Annotated in this window: 15 protein-coding genes and 1 tRNA gene; 8 read left to right on the top strand and 8 right to left on the bottom strand. The window is 73.6% G+C overall.

Going from position 1 to position 18,052, the window contains the following annotated elements:
- Positions 1-86 precede the first annotated feature (86 nt).
- From hemC to AMR74_RS04250, 4 genes are all read left to right on the top strand, one after another.
- Complete coding sequence (gene hemC / locus AMR74_RS04265; protein ID WP_053770801.1) at positions 87-1,238, top strand: hydroxymethylbilane synthase; 1,152 nt, start codon at positions 87-89, stop codon at positions 1,236-1,238.
- A complete protein-coding gene (gene cobA / locus AMR74_RS04260; protein WP_053770800.1) occupies positions 1,231-2,112 on the top strand; it encodes a uroporphyrinogen-III C-methyltransferase in 882 nt (293 codons plus the stop codon). The genes hemC and cobA overlap by 8 nt, the downstream gene beginning before the upstream one ends.
- The gene (locus AMR74_RS04255) at positions 2,112-2,867 is read left to right on the top strand and encodes a uroporphyrinogen-III synthase (protein WP_394324733.1); all 756 of its coding nucleotides are present in this window, start codon (positions 2,112-2,114) and stop codon (positions 2,865-2,867) included. Before cobA ends, AMR74_RS04255 begins: the two co-directional genes overlap by 1 nt.
- Before the next feature lie 113 nt (positions 2,868-2,980).
- The gene (locus AMR74_RS04250) at positions 2,981-3,382 is read left to right on the top strand and encodes a hypothetical protein (RefSeq protein ID WP_053770798.1); all 402 of its coding nucleotides are present in this window, start codon (positions 2,981-2,983) and stop codon (positions 3,380-3,382) included.
- Between the two features lie 50 nt (positions 3,383-3,432).
- Here AMR74_RS04250 and AMR74_RS04245 read toward each other — a convergent pair whose 3' ends face one another.
- Positions 3,433-4,758 (bottom strand): 5'-deoxyadenosine deaminase, encoded by a 1,326-nt coding sequence (locus AMR74_RS04245; protein ID WP_053770797.1) that lies wholly within the window; start codon positions 4,756-4,758, stop codon positions 3,433-3,435.
- Between the two features lie 511 nt (positions 4,759-5,269).
- A complete protein-coding gene (locus AMR74_RS04240; RefSeq protein WP_053770796.1) occupies positions 5,270-5,770 on the bottom strand; it encodes a CBS domain-containing protein in 501 nt (166 codons plus the stop codon).
- Positions 5,771-5,883: 113 nt separating this feature from the next.
- Between AMR74_RS04240 and AMR74_RS04235 the strand changes: the two genes are divergently transcribed.
- Positions 5,884-6,378, top strand: coding sequence for a metal-dependent hydrolase (locus tag AMR74_RS04235; protein WP_053770795.1), 495 nt, complete (start codon positions 5,884-5,886; stop codon positions 6,376-6,378).
- Positions 6,379-6,693: 315 nt separating this feature from the next.
- Here the strand turns inward: AMR74_RS04235 and AMR74_RS18990 are convergent.
- A tRNA-Met gene (locus tag AMR74_RS18990) sits at positions 6,694-6,847 on the bottom strand.
- A gap of 248 nt (positions 6,848-7,095) precedes the next feature.
- Between AMR74_RS18990 and AMR74_RS04225 the strand changes: the two genes are divergently transcribed.
- Positions 7,096-8,394 (top strand): DUF7115 domain-containing protein, encoded by a 1,299-nt coding sequence (locus AMR74_RS04225; protein ID WP_053770794.1) that lies wholly within the window; start codon positions 7,096-7,098, stop codon positions 8,392-8,394.
- 106 nt (positions 8,395-8,500) lie between these two features.
- On the top strand, positions 8,501-9,736 hold the full coding sequence (locus AMR74_RS04220; RefSeq protein WP_205625944.1) for a mechanosensitive ion channel family protein: 1,236 nt from the start codon (positions 8,501-8,503) through the stop codon (positions 9,734-9,736).
- Positions 9,737-9,769: 33 nt separating this feature from the next.
- On the opposite strand, the gene AMR74_RS04215 is transcribed toward AMR74_RS04220, so the two are convergent.
- The 4 genes from AMR74_RS04215 to mutS form a co-directional block, all read right to left on the bottom strand.
- A complete protein-coding gene (locus AMR74_RS04215; RefSeq protein ID WP_053770793.1) occupies positions 9,770-10,291 on the bottom strand; it encodes a hypothetical protein in 522 nt (173 codons plus the stop codon).
- Between the two features lie 76 nt (positions 10,292-10,367).
- Positions 10,368-11,693, bottom strand: coding sequence for a right-handed parallel beta-helix repeat-containing protein (locus tag AMR74_RS04210; RefSeq protein ID WP_053770792.1), 1,326 nt, complete (start codon positions 11,691-11,693; stop codon positions 10,368-10,370).
- A gap of 213 nt (positions 11,694-11,906) precedes the next feature.
- Positions 11,907-13,688: a DNA mismatch repair endonuclease MutL gene (mutL, locus tag AMR74_RS04205; RefSeq protein WP_053770791.1), complete on the bottom strand. Its 1,782-nt coding sequence runs from the start codon at positions 13,686-13,688 to the stop codon at positions 11,907-11,909.
- Positions 13,678-16,584 carry a DNA mismatch repair protein MutS gene (gene mutS, locus AMR74_RS04200; RefSeq protein WP_053770790.1) on the bottom strand — a complete coding sequence of 969 codons (2,907 nt, stop codon included), beginning with the start codon at positions 16,582-16,584 and terminating at the stop codon, positions 13,678-13,680. The genes mutL and mutS overlap by 11 nt, the downstream gene beginning before the upstream one ends.
- Positions 16,585-16,696: 112 nt before the next feature.
- Here mutS and AMR74_RS04195 point away from each other — a divergent pair, with 112 nt between their 5' ends.
- Positions 16,697-17,236 (top strand): DnaJ domain-containing protein, encoded by a 540-nt coding sequence (locus tag AMR74_RS04195; protein WP_053770789.1) that lies wholly within the window; start codon positions 16,697-16,699, stop codon positions 17,234-17,236.
- 66 nt (positions 17,237-17,302) lie between these two features.
- Here the strand turns inward: AMR74_RS04195 and mobA are convergent, their stop codons facing one another.
- Entirely contained in the window at positions 17,303-17,989 is a 687-nt protein-coding gene (gene mobA / locus AMR74_RS04190) for a molybdenum cofactor guanylyltransferase (RefSeq protein WP_053770788.1), read from the bottom strand.
- Between the last annotated feature and the right edge of the window lie 63 nt (positions 17,990-18,052).

The raw sequence follows: 18,052 nt of genomic DNA, 5'->3' as shown, positions 1-18,052 counted from the left end.
CGTCGGCGCCTCGGCGACCACGGCGCCGCGGTCGCCGAGGCGGCCGAACTGGTGCGCTTTTGAACGCGGGGGACCTCGGTCCGCGTATGACCGAAACGCTCAGGCTCGCGACCCGCGGGTCGGACCTGGCCCTCCGGCAGGCCGAGACCGTCCGCGAGGCGCTGTCGAGCCGGCGCCGCGACGTGGAACTCCGGCAGGTGGAGACGCGCGGCGACCAGATCCCCGACGAACTGATCCACCGGCTCGGAAAGACGGGCGCGTTCGTGCGCGCCCTCGACGAGGAGGTGCTCGCCGGCGACGCCGACCTCGCGGTCCACTCGCTGAAGGACCTCCCGACCGAGGAGGTGGCGGACCTCGTCGTCGCGGGCGTTCCCGAGCGCGCCCCCTCCGGCGACGTGCTCGTCCACCCGGAGGGGCTGGGCATCGAAGACCTCCCGTCGGGCGCCGTCGTCGGGACCGGCTCGCTCCGCCGGGGCGCGCAGATCCGCGCGGCCCGCCCGGACCTCACCGTCGAGCCGATCCGCGGCAACGTCGACACGCGGCTGGAAAAGTTGCTCGCCCCCGGCCTCCAGGCGGAACACGAGCGCCGCCTGATCGCGTCGGGCGAGGAGAGCGCGCTGACCGCCGAGGGGGACGGCGAGGGCGACGCGGACGGCGAGAGCGCCGACGGGGAGGACGCGGACGACGAGGTCGACGAGGAGTTCGAGCGCAGCGTCGAGGAGTGGTTCGACTCGCTGTCCGACCTCGAACGCTCGGCGATGGAGCGTAAGGTCGAGACGGAGTACGACGCGGTCGTCCTCGCGGAGGCGGGGCTGCGCCGCTCGAACCTCTTCTACGAGGTGGAGACGACGCGGCTCCCGCGCGAGGAGTTCGTCCCCGCGGCCGGCCAGGGCGCCATCGCGGTCACCGCGAGCGACCCGGACGTGGTCGAGGCGGTCCGCGACGCGGTCGACCACCAGCGGACCCGCGTGGCGGTCACCGTCGAGCGGACGGTCCTCGGCGAGCTCAACGGCGGCTGCGTCGCGCCGATCGGGGTCGCCGCGATGGTCCAGGGCGAGCACGTCCACGTCCGGGCGCGGGTGCTCTCGACGGACGGCACCGAGGAGGTGGCCGGGACCCGCGACCTGCCGATCCGGTCGCACGCGACCGCGGCGGCCGAGTTCGCCGCGGACCTCGCCGACCGCGGCGCCGACGACCTGATCGCCGAGGCGCGCGAGGAGGCGGAGACCGATGACTGACGGCGGCGCGACCCCAAGGGAGGACGCCGAGGAGCCGCCGACGCGGCGACGCGACGACGGCGTCGGCACCGTCTTCCTCGTCGGCTCCGGGCCGGGCGACCCGGACCTGCTCACCGTCAAGGCGAAGCGCCTGATCGAGTCGGCGGACGTGGTCCTCCACGACAAGCTCCCCGGCCCCGAGATCCTCGGCGAGATCCCCGAGGAGAAGCGGGAGGACGTGGGGAAACGCGCCGGCGGCGAGTGGACGCCCCAGGAGTACACCAACCGGCGCATGGTCGAGCTGGCCCGCGAGGGGAACCGCGTCGTTCGGCTGAAGGGCGGCGATCCGTTCGTCTTCGGGCGCGGCGGCGAGGAGGCCGAGCACCTCGCGGCCGAGGGGGTCCCCTTCGAGGTCGTCCCCGGTGTCACCTCGGCCATCGCCGGTCCCGCGGTCGCCGGGATCCCGGTGACCCACCGCGACCACGCCTCCTCCGTATCGTTCGTCACCGGTCACGAGGACCCGACGAAGGAGGAGTCGGCGGTCGACTGGGCGGCGCTCGCCGCGACCGGCGGGACCATCGTCGTGCTGATGGGCGTCGGGAAGCTGCCGGCGTACACCGCGGAGCTCCGCGACGCCGGCCTCGGCGGAGACACGCCCGTCGCCCTCGTCGAGCGCGCCACCTGGCCCGACAGCCGCGTCGCGACGGGCACGCTCGACACCATCGTCGACGTCCGCGACGAGGCGGGGATCGAACCGCCCGCGATCACCGTGATCGGCGACGTGGCCGCGACCCGCGACCGCGTCGTGACCTTCCTCGAAAACGCCGACTCGGCCCCAGTTCGGTCGCCGGGCGAGGGGCGCGGCGGCGACGCGACCGGTGGTGACGGGGCGTGATCGGGGGCGCCGACCGCCCGCGCGTGGCCGTCTTCCGCCCGGCCGACGAGCGGATCGAGTCGGCCGTCAAACTGCTCCGCGAACTCGGCGCGGAGCCGGTCCCGGACCCCATGCTCGAAGTCGAGCCGACGGGCGCGGTCCCGGCCGACGCGCCGCTCGTCGTGCTCACGAGCAAGACCGGTGTCGAGCTCGCCGCCGAGGCCGGCTGGGAGCCCGGCGACGCGGACGTCGCCGCGATCGGGCCGGCGACTGCCGCGGCCGCCCGCGAGGTCGGTTGGACGGTGGACGTCGTCCCGGAGGAGTACACCTCAGCCGGGCTCGTCGCCGCGCTGGAGGCGCGCGTGGCGGGCGAGCGCGTCGTCGTCGCTCGCTCGGACCACGGGAGCGACGTGCTCCTCGACGGCCTGCGCGAGGCCGGCGCCGACGTGACCGAGACCGTGCTCTACCGGCTCGCGCGTCCGGACGACGCCGGTGACTCGGCCGAGCTGGCCGCGACCGGCGACCTCGACGCGGTCGCGTTCACCTCCTCGCTCACGGTCGACAACTTCCTCGCGGCGGCCGCCGACCGCGGCGTCGACGAGGCGGCCCGCGCCGGGCTGACGGACGCGGTCGTCGGCGTCATCGGCCCGCCGACCGCGGAGACCGCTCGCGACCGGGGCCTCGGCGTCGACGTCGTCCCCGACGAGGCGTCGTTCGAGGCGCTCGCGGCCGCGGTCGTCGACGCGCTCGACGAGGGGACCGGCCGGCGGAACTGATCCTCTCGGGCGGGCGACCGGCGCCGCCGGGACCGCTCCGTCGTACGGATTCAAGTATCTGATACGATAATCGGAGAGTGTGGTTTATACCCAAGCACGTGGGAGGTCGTGTCATGGAACCGAGCGAGCGCTGGCTGCTGCGGGTCGAGGACGAGGTCCTCGTAGTCGAGTTCCCTCACGGGACTGGGCTGAGCCCCGCGGACGGCGAGGCGCTCCTCGATCGCTGGCGGACCGCGACCGATCCCGACGCGATCGACGCCGTCGTGATCGTCGTCCGGACCAGCCGGCCGTGCTCCGACGCCGGCCGGCGGGCCCTCCGCGAGTCCGCGCAGATCGCGGTCGCGCGCGGCGTCGACCGCTTCGCCGTGGTCGGGCAGCGCTCGAAGCGGCGTTTCCTCAAGCGGACCATCGACGTCGAGGGGGTCGACACCGAGGCGTTCAACGACGACGACGCCGCGATGCGGTGGGCGCAGTCCCCCTCCGCGGTCGCCTCGTCGGCGGAGCGCCCCTCGTAGGTCGCCGGCCTCCCCGCGCTTCTCACGACGCGAGAGCGACGGCGACGAGGCTACGGTTCGGCGACGTCGATGCCGGCCGTCTCGGCCACGCGCTCCGCGTGGCGCGTCGCGCGCTCGCGGACCGCGGCGGCGTCGGTCCCGACGTGTTCGCCGTCGGCGTAGCGGACCTCGCCGTCGACCATCGCGAAGGTCACGTCGTCGCCGTGCGCGGCGTACACCAGATGCGAGAGCGGGTCGTGGATCGGGGTCGCCCGGGTCAGGTCGGTCGCGATCCCGATCACGTCGGCGCGGTACCCCTCGCGGAGCGCGCCGAGGCGGTCGAAGCCGGCGGCGCGGGCGCCGTGTTCCGTCGCCATCTCCAGCACGGTCGCGGCCGGGAGGCGCGTCGGATCGCGGGCGTCGACCTTGCCGAGGAGGCTCGCCTGCCGCATCTCCGTGAACGGGTCGAGCGTGTTGTTACACGGCGGGCCGTCGTTGCCGAGCGCGACGGGGATCCCGCGGTCGAGGTAGTCCTGGACCGGCGCGATTCCCGAGGCGAGCTTCATGTTCGAGGAGGGGCAGTGCGTGACGACCGTCCCGGTGTCGGCGAGCACCTCGCGCTCGCGCTCGTCGGTGTGGACGCAGTGCGCGAGCGTCACGTCCGGGCCCGTCAGCCCGACCTCGTCGAGCCACAGGACGTTCCGCTTCCCGGTGTCGGCCTCGACGGTCGCTATCTCGTCCTCGTTCTCGCTGGCGTGGGTGTGGATCGTCACGCCGTCGTAGCGGTCGGCCAGCTCGCGGCAGCCGCGCAGGCAGGTCTCGGTACAGGTGACGGCGAACCGCGGCGTCACCGCGTAGCGGACGCGGCCGGCGGCGGCGCCGTGGTACTCGCGGATGAGGGCCTCGCTCTCGGCGAGCGCGGCGTCGGTCTCCTCCAGCAGCCCGTCGGGAGAGTCCCGGTCCATCAGCACCTTCCCGAGCCGCGCGCGGATCCCGGTCTCGATCGCGGCCTCGAACGCCTCGTCGGCGTGGTTCACCGAGAGGTGGTCGACGACGGTCGTCGTCCCCGATTCGAGACACTCCAGGTACCCCAGCTCGGCGGCCGCCCGAGTCGCCTCGGCGTCCATCGCGGCCTCCATCGGGAGGACGGCGTCGAAGAGCCAGTCGAGGAGGGCGGCGTCGTCGGCGATCCCCCGACCCAGCGACTGGACCGAGTGGATGTGGCCGCCCACGAGGCCGGGCGCGACGAGGTCGAACGTCCGCCGCTCGTGGTCGGGGTAGCGGTCGCGGAGGTCGGGCTCCTCGCCGACCGCGGCGATCGTGTTCCCCTCGACGACGACGGCGCCGTCGGGGATGACGGTCTCGGAGTCGGCGACGACGGTTCCGGCGATCAGCATGTCCGTCCGTTCCTGACGGTCGACCGGTAAGAGGCTGTCCCTCGGCGCCTCGGGCGATCGCGTCCCGTCGACGCGACCGAACGAGGCCGTTTAGCCGGCGGATGCGGCCGGCGCGTGCCTGCGAGCGGCCGCCCTCGGCGGCCGCGAGGAGCACACGCGAGGGACGCCGCGAACGCGAGCGGCGCAGCCGCGAAGCGTGAGCGGCGAGGTTGGGGAGGCGTGAGGCTGCGGTGCTGTGCGGGGCGGGTGGGACTCGAAGGGGCAGTCGCGAGGGCGGCGCAGGCGTTCACGAGAGCTCCGCTCTCGTGAGCCAATCAGAACGCAAAGCGTTCTGATGACGACGTAAGGACCGCAAGGAGGGAGCGATAGCGACCGACTGAGGACCGCAGCGAGCGTGCGCCGCCCTCGCTACTGGGGCTTTGGAGGTGTTCGCCGTCGGTCTGCTATCGATCGGTAAGGGACCACTCGCGGGAGTGTCTCCGAAATCGACCGTTAAAACTCGTGATCCGACCTATTCCAGTCGCTTGTCGCGGAACGCACGGATCACGTCCTGCCGCGCGATGATCCCGACGATCCGGCCGTCGTCGTCGACGACGGGCACGCGATTAATATCCGGATCGTCGCCGACGAGCAGGTCGAGCACGTCGTCGACGCTCGCATCCGGCGTCACCGTCGCCACGTCGGGGCTCATCACCTCGGAGATGGGACGGTCAGCGTTGCGGATCAGGTCCACGCCGAGGTCGAGGTCGGCCCACGGGCGCTTCACCTGATACGAGAGCGTGTCCACGAACGGCGGGAGCCCGATGGGGATCCACAGCGTCTCGTCGTCGGGCTCGAAGAGGTCGACGAGGTCTGACTCGGTGACGATCCCGACCACCCGCTCGTCGTCGTCGACGACCGGGAAGCCGCCGAACGCGTAGCGGGCGAACCGCTTGAACACCTCGGCGACGTCGTCGTCCGGCGAGACGGTCTTCACGTCCGGCTCCATCAGGTCGCGGGCAGTCAGGGACATACCGGACGGTCACCGCGGGAGGCCGTAGGCGTTTCGCCCCTGGGACCGGGGCGCGGGCGCCGGGCGCGGCGGCCGACGCAACGGACTTAGGGGACGGACCCGCACTCAGGGGCGTGTACCGGACGGGTCACGTCGGGGCCGCGCTCGTCGTCTACGCCCCGCTTGGGTTCCTCGTCACCGCCCTCGCCTCGATAGAGGTCGGCGCCGCCGGCGCCGTCGGCGTCGCCTCGCTGGCGATGGTCCCCGACCTCGACACGCGAGTTCCCTTCGTCAAACACCGGGGGATCACCCACACCGTCTGGTTCGCGCTGCTCGTCGGGATCGCCTTCGGGGCCGCCGGGCTGGCGGTCGGTCTCCGGAGCGGACTCGTCGAGGCGATGCTGTTCGGCGGCGCAGGCTTCCTCTTCGGCGTCGTGACGATCGGTTCGCACCTCCTCGCGGACGCGCTCACGCCGATGGGGGTCCGACCGTTCGCGCCCCTGCGAGACACGAAATACACGCTCGACCTGGTCACCGCGGCGAACCCGCTCGCGAACTACGCGCTGCTGGGGCTCGGCGTTGCCGTCGCCGCGGCCGCACTCGTCGCGGGCGAGGCGGTTCCGGCGTAACGGAATCTCCGTCTGACGGCGCCCCCTCGCCGTCCGTCGCTGTCGCGTCCATCGCTGTTGCACGACCACTCGAATGCGATCCACATCTGTCGAGCTTCGACCGGTCGCCTAAACACCTGTACAAATCGGACACACGCCGTGGGAACGTTCCCGTGAACCCGGCTCCCGGAGCGCGGTGCGGCGCTCGCGCCGAGGCCGGGACGGTCGACGCGGGAGAGTCCGAGCAGCGGCGGGCCTGATGGCGTCTCGGCCGGTCGTCGTCGGACGGCGCCCGCGCTACGGGGGCAGCGGGAGTAGTGTCGACAAGACGAGAAGTGGCCGGGGTGGGCTCCGAACCCACGATCTCCGCATGTCCCAGGTCCGAGGCTCGGCGGAGCCACGGGAAGGACGCGGACGCTTCCAAGGCGTCACCGCACCGAATCTCCGAACCCTATGAGTGCGGCGCTATGTCCAGCTAAGCCACCCGGCCTCACCATTTCGTACCGCGATGAGACTCTTTAACCTTCCCATCCGTCGGAGGGTTGTGAACCGATCGCAGATCGCCGCGGGCGGCCGCTTCCACGCCGTTCGCGCGGGGGCCGACGGCGATTTCGCGCGCGGGTCGGGCGGTGATCGGCGGTCAGAGCGCGCTCGCGGACGCGGCCGCGACGGACAGAGCCGCCGCCCGCTCGCGGCCGACCCAGCGGATTTATGCCGGGCGCGGCGTATCCCGGGCGTATGAGCCTCCCCGAACTGCTCGCGGCGACCGTCGGCGACGAGGACGTCGTCGCCGAGGTGCCGCTGGGCGGCGACGATCGACTCGCGGTCACGCCCACCCGGACCCTCGTCTTCCGCGGCGACGGGCTCCTGTCCGACGAGTCCGTCGACGAGTACGGCCACGACGTCGAGCGGATCGACGTCTCGACGGGCCGCCGCAAGGCGAAGATCACCCTCGGGTACGGCCTCGACGGCGACGAGACGCTCTCGGTCCCCGCCAAGCGCGTCGACGACGTCCTCCACCCGGTCCTCGCCGGCGTCCTCTCGGCGAGCGGCGTCACCGGCCCCGGCGAGACGGTCGTCCGCACCTTCCGCTTCTCGGAACTCACCCTCATCGTCACCAGCGAGCGGCTTGTCAAACACGTCGGCTCGGCCGTTTGGGACGCCGACTTCGAGGAGTTCCACTACGAGGACATCACCGGCCTCGACTTCGAGGAGGGGACCGTGGCCACCGCGGTCGTCCTCGTCCACGGCGGCCGCTCGGAGCGGTTCAAGGCCCCCAACGAGTCCGCCCGGGCGGTCCGGGAGACGCTCGCCGACGCGGTGTGTTCGTTCCACGGCGTCGACAGCCTCGAAGAGTTCCGCGTCGCCGCCGCCGAGGCCGAGGAGCCGGCCGCGGACGCCGAGCCGAGCGGCACGACCGACTTCGGCGAGGGGCCCGACCCGCTCTCGGCGTCGCCCGCCGCCGACGCCGAGGCCGACGCGGAGGGCCCCGAGGCGGGAGACGCGGCCGGCGCCGGCCGGTCGACCGAGACGGACTCCGCCTCCGGAGACGACGGCGCCGACTCGGCCGAGACCGCGGCCTCGACGGCGGCGGGGTCGGCGTCGGGCGACGATCCGCTGGACGCGGACCCCCTCGCCGCGGACGCGAGCGTCGACGACGCCGCGAGCGACCCGCTGGACGCGGACGCGACGGAGCCGGCGTCGGCCGCCGAGGGGATCGACTCGGAGGGCGCCGGCGAGGCCGCGTCGGCGGTCGGCGCCGAGGGGCGCTCGGCGGACGCGGCCGGCACCGAGTCGGCGGCCGGGGACCCCGTCGGCGACGCCGACGCCGTCGCGACCGAGGCCGACGCGGAGGGCCCGATCCGCGGAGGAGACGCCTTCGACGGGTCGCCGTTCGAGAGCGCCGGGGTCGAGGACGCCGACCTCGCGAGCGAGGTCGCGGCGCTGCGCCGCACCGTTGAGGCGCAGTCCGAGCGCCTCGACCGGCAGTCGGCGCTCATCGAACAGCTGATAGAGGAGCTCCGCCGAGGGCGGTGAGGGACCGCCCCGCTCCCGCGGCCCGGGTCCCCGGAGCGGACACGCCGATTCTCCCGACTGAGACTCGCGTCGGAGCCGTTATCCGACCGGCGGCGAACGGGCGACCGTGATCGGCGGACTCGGCGTTCGGGTCGGAGCGGTGCTGAGCGACATCTCGACCACTGAGGGACGGCTGGCGGTCACCGCCGCCATCGCCCTCGGGACGCTCGCGGTCGGGTGGCTGTTGCTGCCGAAGGCCGTCCGCGCCGGCGAGCGGACCGCCGCGAGCTGGATCGAGCGGCTCCTCGACGAGCGGACGGCGGAATCGACCGAGGGCGCGATCGAGACGTTCCGCGAGGGGGTCCCGACCTCGTTCATCCTGCGGCTGTCGGTCGGGCTCTTACAGCTCGCGCTGTTCGCGCTCGCGGGCGTCGCCGTGTTGACGCTGTGGGGGCGTTTCGAACTCGTGGTCGCGGTGTTGCCCGTCGCTGAGAACGCCGCCAGGGTCGGCGCGCAGGTCGTCGTCACGGCGGTGCTGCTCGGCGGCGCCTACGTCGTCAGCGACGTGGTGGAGACGTACGTCGGGGAGCTGTCGGCGGACAGCGACCGGATCACGGCCCACCAGGAACAGCTGCTCACCCGGCTCGCGCAGGTCGGACTGCTGGTGCTCGCCGGGATCACGGTCCTCGGCATCTGGGGCGTGAACCTCGACGGCCTCCTCGTCGGCGCCGGGTTCCTCGGGATCGTGCTCGGGATGGCGGCCCGGCAGACGCTGGGGTCGCTCATCGCCGGCTTCGTGCTGATGTTCGCCCGCCCGTTCGAGATCGGCGACTGGGTCGAGATCGGCAGCGAGGAGGGGTTCGTCACCGACATCACGATCATAAACACCCACATGCGGAACTTCGACGGGGAGTACGTCGTGGTGCCCAACGACCTCGTCGCCAACCAGGCGATCACGAACCGGAGCCGCGAGGGGCGCCTCCGGATCCACATGGAGGTCGGGATCGGGTACGACGACGACCCCGACGAGGCGGCCGAGATCGCCGAGGACGTGCTCGACGGGATCGACACGATCGCGAACAACCCGCAGCCGTACGCGATCCCGTCCGGGTTCGGCGACTCGGCGATCCTCCTCGACCTCCGGTTCTGGATCGACCCGCCGACCCCGCAGGCCCGGTGGCGCTCGAAGGCGATCGCGGTCGAGCGGATCCAGGAGCGCTTCGCCGACGCCGGCATCTCGATCCCCTACCCGCAGCGGACCGTCTCGTACCCGCCCGAGACGGCGGAGGCGGAGGAGACGGTCGAGCGCGTCGAGCGGATCGACGAGGACGGCGACGGCCGTTCGCGGGACGGGTCGGTGTGAGAACGGTCGGCGTGCGTCGGCCCGCGGCCGCGCTTACAGGTCTTCCGACGGCCCCGTGTAGCCGCTCGGCAGCTCCGAGCCGCGGCCGGTGAAGAGGCGCTCGAACCGCTCGATGCGCTCTAGGACGTAGCTCAGCGCCGCCGTGAGCGAGTCGGCGCCGATCGACAGGAGGTGGCGCGCGCCCTTCGTGCGGTCGGCGTGGTAGAAGCTGACCTCGCCTTCCGGCTCGGTGTTCCGCTCCGGCATCACCACGAGGTCCTGTCTGCTCGGATCGTGCCTGAAGACGAGTACGTCCGTGAGCGAGTCCGCGCCGTAGGTGACCACGTCGTGGCGGACGCTCCACTTCTGTGGCGTCTCCTCCGCGAGCGCGTCCGTGTCGACGACGTTCCGCATCGTCGTCGCCGTCGAGACGCGCTCCAGGCCGGATCCGCGCCGCTCCCGAAGCCACGCGAGGATCCGTTCCACGACGTCGCGGAGGCCGCCGGGGCCCGAGAACCGGCCCGCCGACCGCTCCGCCGGCAGCGACCCCCGCGTCACGTCGGTCCGCTCTCCCATGCGAGTACCCCCGGTCCCATCGTGTTAATAGGTATCGATCGGGGGCCTCACCCGTCTCGCCGGGAGTAGGGGCGGTTCACGCGTCGCGCGTGACGTTCAGTTCCGTCTGTACGTTCTCCGCGAACGGCGAGTCCCTGATGTCGATCTGCGCGTCGTTAGCCCGGAGCGCGTTCGTCGCGACGACGCCGTCGGCGCCGGAGCGGATCAGGATCCCCGTGTCGCAGCCGTTGATCGCGTTCCCGGTGACTGTGAAACTGTACGGGCGCTTCGTCTGTCGGTACTCCGGCTCGTCGGCCTCGTCGACCGGGACCGTTCGGGAGATGAAGCCGACGCCGCAGTTCTCGACGTGGTTGTTCGCGACCGTGACGTCGAGGGAAGTCTCGTCGTCCGTGCCTGCCACGGCGTCGCTGAGGTGCGTTTCCTTGTACTCGATCTCCAGTCCGGCCTCGCCGCCCGGGTCGGCGGCGATCGGTTCGAGCTCCAGGTCGCGGCAGACGTTCCCGACGATCGTTCCCTGCTGTGACGGCGAGCAGGCGATGAGGCTGTGTCCGCCCCGGTAGCAGAGGTTCCCAACGACGCCGAAGTTAGAGACGTTGTACGGGGCGATGTTGTTGAACGTGACGTCGGCGACGCGGTCCCCCTGAACCAGCACGTCCGTCGAACGCTGAAGATCGAGGTCGTCGCGGGCCCCGCGGCTGGTGATCCCGTACCAGTTGGGATCTATCACCTCGTTGCCGCGGACGACGACGTTCTCGCAGCCGGCGAACGACAGCGCCATCTGGAACCCGTTCACGGTCCGGTTGTCCGCGATCAGGAGTCCGTCGCAGTCCTCGGCCTGTACCGCGTGGTTGTCGAGGCGGGTGTCGTCCGCGTCGAACTCGATGCCGGTCACCGCCGCGTCGTCGCCGCGGACCCGGATCAGGTCGTGCCCCACGTCGAGTTCGCGCTCGGTGAATCCGACGCGCGATCCCGTCGCGGACGCGACGAAGCGGGTGCCGCCGCTCCCGGTCAGCAGCGTTCCGTCCCCCAGCACCGCCGGGCCGCCAAACCGGAACTCGTCGGCGTCGGCGACGACGGTGCCGCCGTCGGCCGGCACCTGATCGAAGGCGTACTGGAACGCCTGCTCGGCGTTCCCGTCGGCCACGACGGTGAACTCGACGCCGCCCTTCCCGCCGCTCGCAACCCGGTACTTGCCGTTCGACCGATACACGTGGTAGGTGGCGCCTGACGGGTTCGGGCCGCCGTTCCTCGGGCCGTCGCCGCCCGAGTCGCCGCGGTGCGACGCCACTCGTTCGAAGACCGATCCCAGTCCGGTCGCCGCGCCGACGCCGCCGACGAACGAGCGTCGGCTAGTCGCGCCGAGCGGCGCCGCCGCCGTCGATCGCGCGTGTTCGAAGTCCATCGTTTTGGTCTGGGTGTATCGTTGGCGCTCGGCACGGAACCCGCGCGGTTCCGGACCGCCCGCTCCGTGGGAAGTCCCCACAGGATTCGAATCAGATGGCAATTAAATGAACGCTGCTATGAGCGGACAATACCGCTCAATAACGGGCCGGATCCGTTCGTAACAGAAGTACTGAGTACGTTCGTGGTCGCCGATCGCGGCGTCGTTCCCGGCTTACTGGTCCCGCCCGAACCCGGCCGCGAACGTCGCCGCGTCGACGGAGAGGACGGTCGGTCGGCCGTGCGGGCAGGCGTACGGCCGGTCGCACTCGCCGAGGCGGTCGAGCAGATTCCGGAGGTCGCCGTCGCCGAGGGCGGCGAAGTCGCCCCGCTTCAGCGACGGGTGACACGCGAGGTCGGCGAGGAGGTCGTCGCGCGCGTCCCGCGCCGTCCCGGAGTCGGCCGCCGAGAGCGCCGCGAGCGCGTCTCGGAAGGCGTCCGCGTCCGCTGTCCGGCCGAACGGCGCGGGGACGCTCCGAAGCCGTCGCGTGCCGCCCCCGAACGGCTCGGTCTCGAAGCCGAGCGCGGCGAGGTCGTCTGCGTGCGCCCGCGCGGCCGCCGCCTCGTCGGTCGACAGCGAGACGGTCGCGGGCGGGTCGAGCGTCGCGGTCGGCACCGGATCGCCGTCGAAGGCGCGGGCGAGGCGCTCGTAGTTCACGCGCTCGTGGGCGGCGTGGCCGTCGATCACGAGGAGTTCGTCGCCGGACTCGACGAGGACGTAGAGGTCGCGGAAGACGCCGATCGGCTCGGCGTCGGCGAAGGCGCCGGCCCGCGAGCCGTCCCCCTCGCCGACCGGTTCGAGGGCGCTGTCGAGGTCGGTGGCGACGTCCGCGGCGCGGCGGAGGTCGGCGCCGGTGAGCGCGTCCGCGACGACCGACGCCACCGCGTCCGCGACCGCGTCGGCGTCGCGCAGCCCCACTTCCCGCTTCGCCGGGTGGACGTTCGGGTCGACGCGCTCGGGCGGGAGCGACACGTCGACCGCGGCGACCGGCTCGCGGCCGTCCGGGAGGAGGCGGCCGTAGCCCTCGCGGACCGCGGCCGCGATCCGGTCGTTCCGGACCGGGCGGCCGTTCACCGAGACGCGGACGTGGTCTCGCGTCGCCCGGGTGACGGAGGGGTACGCCAGCGCGCCCGAGACCCCGACCGAAGTCCCCTCCGCGTCGGCGCTCGCGTCGACGGTCGTCGACCGGCTCGCGGCCTCGCGGTCGTACACGCCGAGGAGCGCGTCGGTGCGGTCGGTACCGGGCGTCGACAGCGTCGCCGCCCCGTCGTGGTCGAGCGAGAAGGCGACCGGGGGGTTCGCCAGCGCGTAGTCGGCGACGAGCGAGGAGATCCGCGCGAACTCCGCGCTCGCGCCCCCGAGCGACTCCCGCCGGGCGGGCCGCGTCGCGAAGAGGTCCTCGACGACGACCGTCGTCCCGCGAGCGCGGCCCGCGGGTTCGACCTCGACGCTCGGCGTCACGTCCGGCCCCTCCGCGCCGCCCGGGGCCGGGACGGTCCCGTCGACGGCGACCCGCGTGCCGACCCCGTCGCCGGGGCTCGTCACGAGTTCGAGCCGGGCGGCCTCGGCGATGGCCGCGAGCGCCTCGCCGCGGAAGCCGAGCGAGTCGACCCCGACCGGGTCGCCGTCGGGCGCCAGCTTGCTCGTCGCGTGGCGCTCGACGGCGCGGGCCGCGTCCGCGCGGGCCATCCCGCGGCCGTCGTCCGCGACGCGGATCCGGTCGGTGCCGTCGCCGTCGACCGCGATTTCGATCCGAGAGGCGCCGGCGTCGAGCGCGTTGTCGACGAGCTCGCCGACGACCCTCGCCGGTCGGGTGACGACCTCGCCGGCCGCGATCCGGTCGACGGTCGCCCGGTCGAGCCGGCGGACGCGACCCTCCTCGTCGCCCGGGTCGCCGGCGCCCGAGGCGCCGTCGCCGCCCGCGGCGCCTCGAGCGGCGTCGCGCTCACCCGTCATCGTCGGCGCGCGACTGGAGGTCGTGGAGGGCGTTCAGCGCCTCGATCGGCGTCATCCGCGCGAGGTCGAGGTCGCGGAGCGCCGCGGCGAGGTCGGGGGACGAGCCGGGCGCAGCCTCGCCGTCGGCCTCGTTCGACGACTGTGCGCGGTCGCCCTCGGTGGGGGTCTCGGCGGCGGAGTCGCCCGCCGCTGGACCGCCGCCGTCGCGCTGCTCCGACGCCTCCTCCGCGAGGAACTCCCGCAGCGACGCGTCGCCGTCGCGGTCCCCGTCGTCGGGCCCGCCCTCGTCGGCCGCCGCCGCTTCGTCGGTCGGACCCTCGGGCTCGGGTCCGCTCGGGTCACGGCCCCGCTCCGCCTCCTCCGCGGCGACCAGGTCGCGGGCGCGGTCGACGACCGGCCCCGGGACCCCCGCCAGCTCCGCGACCTCGACGCCGTACGACGACGAGGAGGCGCCGGGGACGACCCGGTGGAGGAACGTCACGTCGCCGTCCTCGCGGGTGGCGGTGAAGTGGAGGTTGAAGACGCGCTCGCGCTCCTCGGCCAGGTCCGTGAGGCCGTGGTAGTGAGTGGCGAAGAGGGCGGTCGCGCCGAGCTCGTCGTGGAGGAACTCCGCGGCCGCGCGGGCGATGGCCCGCCCGTCGGTGGTGGCGGTGCCGCGGCCGACTTCGTCCAAGAGGACGAGCGAGTCGGCGTCGGCGTCGTGGAGGATCTCCGTCAGCTCGCTCATCTCGCGCATGAACGTCGACTGGCCGCCCGCGATGTCGTCGGAGGCGCCGACGCGGGTGAACAGCCGGTCGAACACCGGGAGCGACGCCGCCTGCGCGGGGACGAACGACCCCGTCTGCGCGAGCACGATCGCGAGCGCGACCGACCGCATGTACGTCGACTTCCCGCTCATGTTCGGCCCCGTGATCACGGCGACCGAGCCGCGCGGGAGGTCGGCGTCGTTGGGGACGAAGGAGTCCTCGGTCCGCTCGACGACGGGGTGTCTGCCGCCCTCGATCGCGACGCCGCCGTCCGGGTTCGCGCGCAGCTCGGGCCGGACGTAGTCGCCCTCGACCGCGACCGTCGCGAGCGAGGTCAGGGCGTCGAGCTCGGCGAGCGCGTCCGCGAGCCCCTGGATCCGCTCGGTCTCCGCCGCGACGCGCTCGCGGACGTCGACGAACAGCTCGTACTCCAAGGCGTCCGCCCGCTCCGCGGCGCCGACGATCTCCTCTTCCCGCTCCTTCAGCTCCGGGGTGACGTAGCGCTCGCTGTTCTTCAGCGTCTGCCGGCGCCGGTAGTCGTCGGGGACGCGGTCGAGGTTCGCGTCGGTCACCTCGATGTAGTAGCCGTGGACCTGGTTGTGGCCGACCGACAGCGAGTCGATCCCGGTGCGCTCGCGCTCGCTCGCCTCCAGGTCGGCGACCCACTCGCGGCCCTCGCGCTCGGTGGCGCGCAGGTCGTCGAGGTCGCCGTCGAACCCCTCGCGGATCACGCCGCCCTCGGTGATCTCCTGGGGCGGGTCGGCCGCGATCGCCGCGTCGATCAGGTCGCGGACCTCGGTCAGCTCGTCGAGCCGGTCGCGGAGGTCGCCGAGGTGGTCGGTGCGGGGGAGTGTCGAGCCGTCCCCGTCGGCGCCGCCCGACGCGCGCGCCTCGCCGCTCGTCTCGCGCTCCCCCTCCGCCCCCGCGAGCGTCGCCTTCAGCTCGAGCACGACCGCGAGCGTCCGATGGAGCGAGCGCAGGTCGCGGGCGTCGGCCCGGCCCCGCGAGACGCGGCTCGCCAGTCGTTCGAGGTCGTAGGCGGTCGCGAGCGCGTCGGCGACCCCCTCGCGGGCGAGGCTCCGGTCCGCGAGCTCGCCGACCGCGTCGTGGCGGCTCCGGATCGCGTCGGCGTCGACGAGCGGGCGCCGGAGCCAGCGCTCCAAGCACCGCCGGCCGAGCGCGCAGTTCGTCTCGTCGAGCGCGTCGAACAGCGTGTCGCTCGCGCCCAGCCCGCGGTTCTCGAACAGCTCCAGACTTCGCTGAGCCGCCGCGTCGAGCCGGAGCCGGTCGCGGGGGTCGTACCGCCGGACCCGGGTGACGTACCCGAGCGGCCCGTCGTCGCCCTGCGTGTACTCGGCGTACGCCAGCACCGCGCCGGCCGCCCGAAGCTCCGCGTCCGCGTCGAAGCGACGGTCGGGCGCGGGGAGGTACGGCTCCAGGCGCTCGGTCGCCCGCCGGCGGTCGAACGCGCGGTCGTCGTACTCGTGGGTCGTCCAGCCGCGCTCCGCGTCCGCGGGGTCGAAGTCGGGGGCGTCCGGGCCGGCGATGAGCTCTGCCGGCGCGATCCGGTCGAGCTCGCCCGCGACCGCGTCGCGGTCGCCCGAGGTGACGAGGCATTCGCCGGTCGAGACGTCGACGGCAGCGAGGCCGACGGTCTCGGAGGAGGGGTCGGCCCCACCGCCGGCCCCGCCGCCCCCGTCGGCCGCCACCGCCGCGACGTAGTTCGTCGTCCCGGATTCGAGCAGGTCGTCCTCGACGACCGTGCCGGGCGTGATGACCTCGGTGACCGCGCGGTCGACGAGGCCGGACGCCTGCTCGGCGTCCTCGACCTGGTCGCCGAGCGCGACGCGGTAGCCCGCGTCGAGGAGGGATTCGAGGTACGGCGCGGCGTTGTCGATGGGGATCCCGGCCATCGGGTAGTCGCCGGTCGAGTCGGACCGCTCCGTCAGCGTCACCTCGCAGACGCGCGCGACGGTCTCGGCCGCCTCGCAGAACGCCTCGTAGAAGTCGCCGACCTGGAACAGCACCAGGGCGTCCTCGTGGGCGGCACAGAGGTCGGCGTACTGCGAGAGCATCGGCGTGAGCTCCTCGCGGGCAGCCGCGATCCCGGGCGGCAGCCCCGTGGCCGTCTCTCGGTCCGCCGGTTCCATACCCCGAGTCCGGGCGGCCGCGGGCATAAACGGTGCGGAGCGGCGCGGACCGCTCCGGTCGAGCCCCCGCCGCCGGCGAGAGCCTTACAGTCCTCCGCCCCCGAGTACGGCCGTGACGAATCGAACGATCGTCGTGGGGCTCGCCGGGGCGTTCGTCGGCATGACGGCGCTGCTCGTGATCGGCGGGATCGTCCTCCACCCGATCGCGCTGGCGCTGGCGCTGCCGTTCGGCGCCGTCTCCTACTTCCTCTGGTACCACGCCACCGGGCGCCTCCACGACCAGGCCCGGCGGTCGGCCGAGGCGGCGGGCCCGACGGAGCGCCAGCGCGCCAGGCAGCGCGCCCGCGCCGAGGCCAACCGGGAGCGCGCGTACCGCGCCGCCGGCACCGACGGCGGTCGCGGCGCGACCGGGCGGCGAGCGGGCGCTCGCGGACCGGGCGGGGCCCGCGACCCCCGCGACCGCGCGCCGACGGCCGACCGAATGACCGAGCGCGAGGCGTACGAGACGCTCGGGCTCGACCGCACGGCCGACAGCGAGGCGGTCCGGCGGCGGTACCGCGAGCGGGCGAAGCGGCTCCATCCGGACGGCGAGGACGGCGACGAGGAGGACTTCAAGGAGCTCAACGAGGCGTACGAAGTCCTGAAGGGGTGACGCGGAGCGCGCCCCGCGGCGGCCCGAGAGCGCGACGGTCCGGGAGCCTGACGGAGACGCCGCGGCTCACGCCTCGTCGCTCGCGGCGGCGACCGCCCGCTCCGCCTCGTCGAGGTCGGCCCGCGTGTTGACGTTCGCGAAGGTGCGGTCGGTCGTCAGCGACCGGATCGCCTCGTCGTCGACGACGGCCTCACGCACTCGATCCACCATCGCGAGCACCTTCCGCTCGCCTTGGTCGAGCGCGCGGTCGCAGGCCTCCGCGGCCGGTTCGGTCGCGTAGACGGCCTGCGTCGTCTGGAACCAGCGGTCGTCGAGCCGCGGCAGTACCGCTTCGACGCCGGGCTCTCCGGCCAGTTCGCGCAGCGCCGCGAGGAACGACGGGTCGACGAACGGCATGTCGCAGGCGACGACGGCGGCGTACGGGTCGGTCGCCGCGCGGCAGGCGTTCCGGATCCCCGCCAGCGGGCCCAAGTCGGGCTCCTCGTCGAGCGCCCAGCGAACGGGGAGCGGGACTCCCGACAGCGCCTCGGCGAGCGCCTCGCGCTGGTCGGGGCGGCAGTTGACGACGAACTCGTCGACGACCGGGTCGCCGCCGCTGGCGCGGTCGGCGCCGGGGGGCACCGGGTCGTCGGCCCCCGCGAGCCGGTCCGCGACGCGGCGGATCATCGGCACGCCGGCGATCGGCGCGACGGCCTTGTCGGCGTCGCCGAAGCGCGTCGAGCGGCCGCCGGCGAGGATGGCTCCCGTGGTCACGGCCGCGGCTTGGACGGCGGGGGACTTCGCGGTTGCGGTGGTCGGGGGACGGGGCGGTGGCGG

The sequence above is a fragment of the Halorubrum tropicale genome, assembly GCF_001280455.1.
In the GTDB taxonomy this organism is placed as follows: domain Archaea; phylum Halobacteriota; class Halobacteria; order Halobacteriales; family Haloferacaceae; genus Halorubrum; species Halorubrum tropicale.
This window is presented reverse-complemented; position numbering and strand designations above follow the sequence as displayed.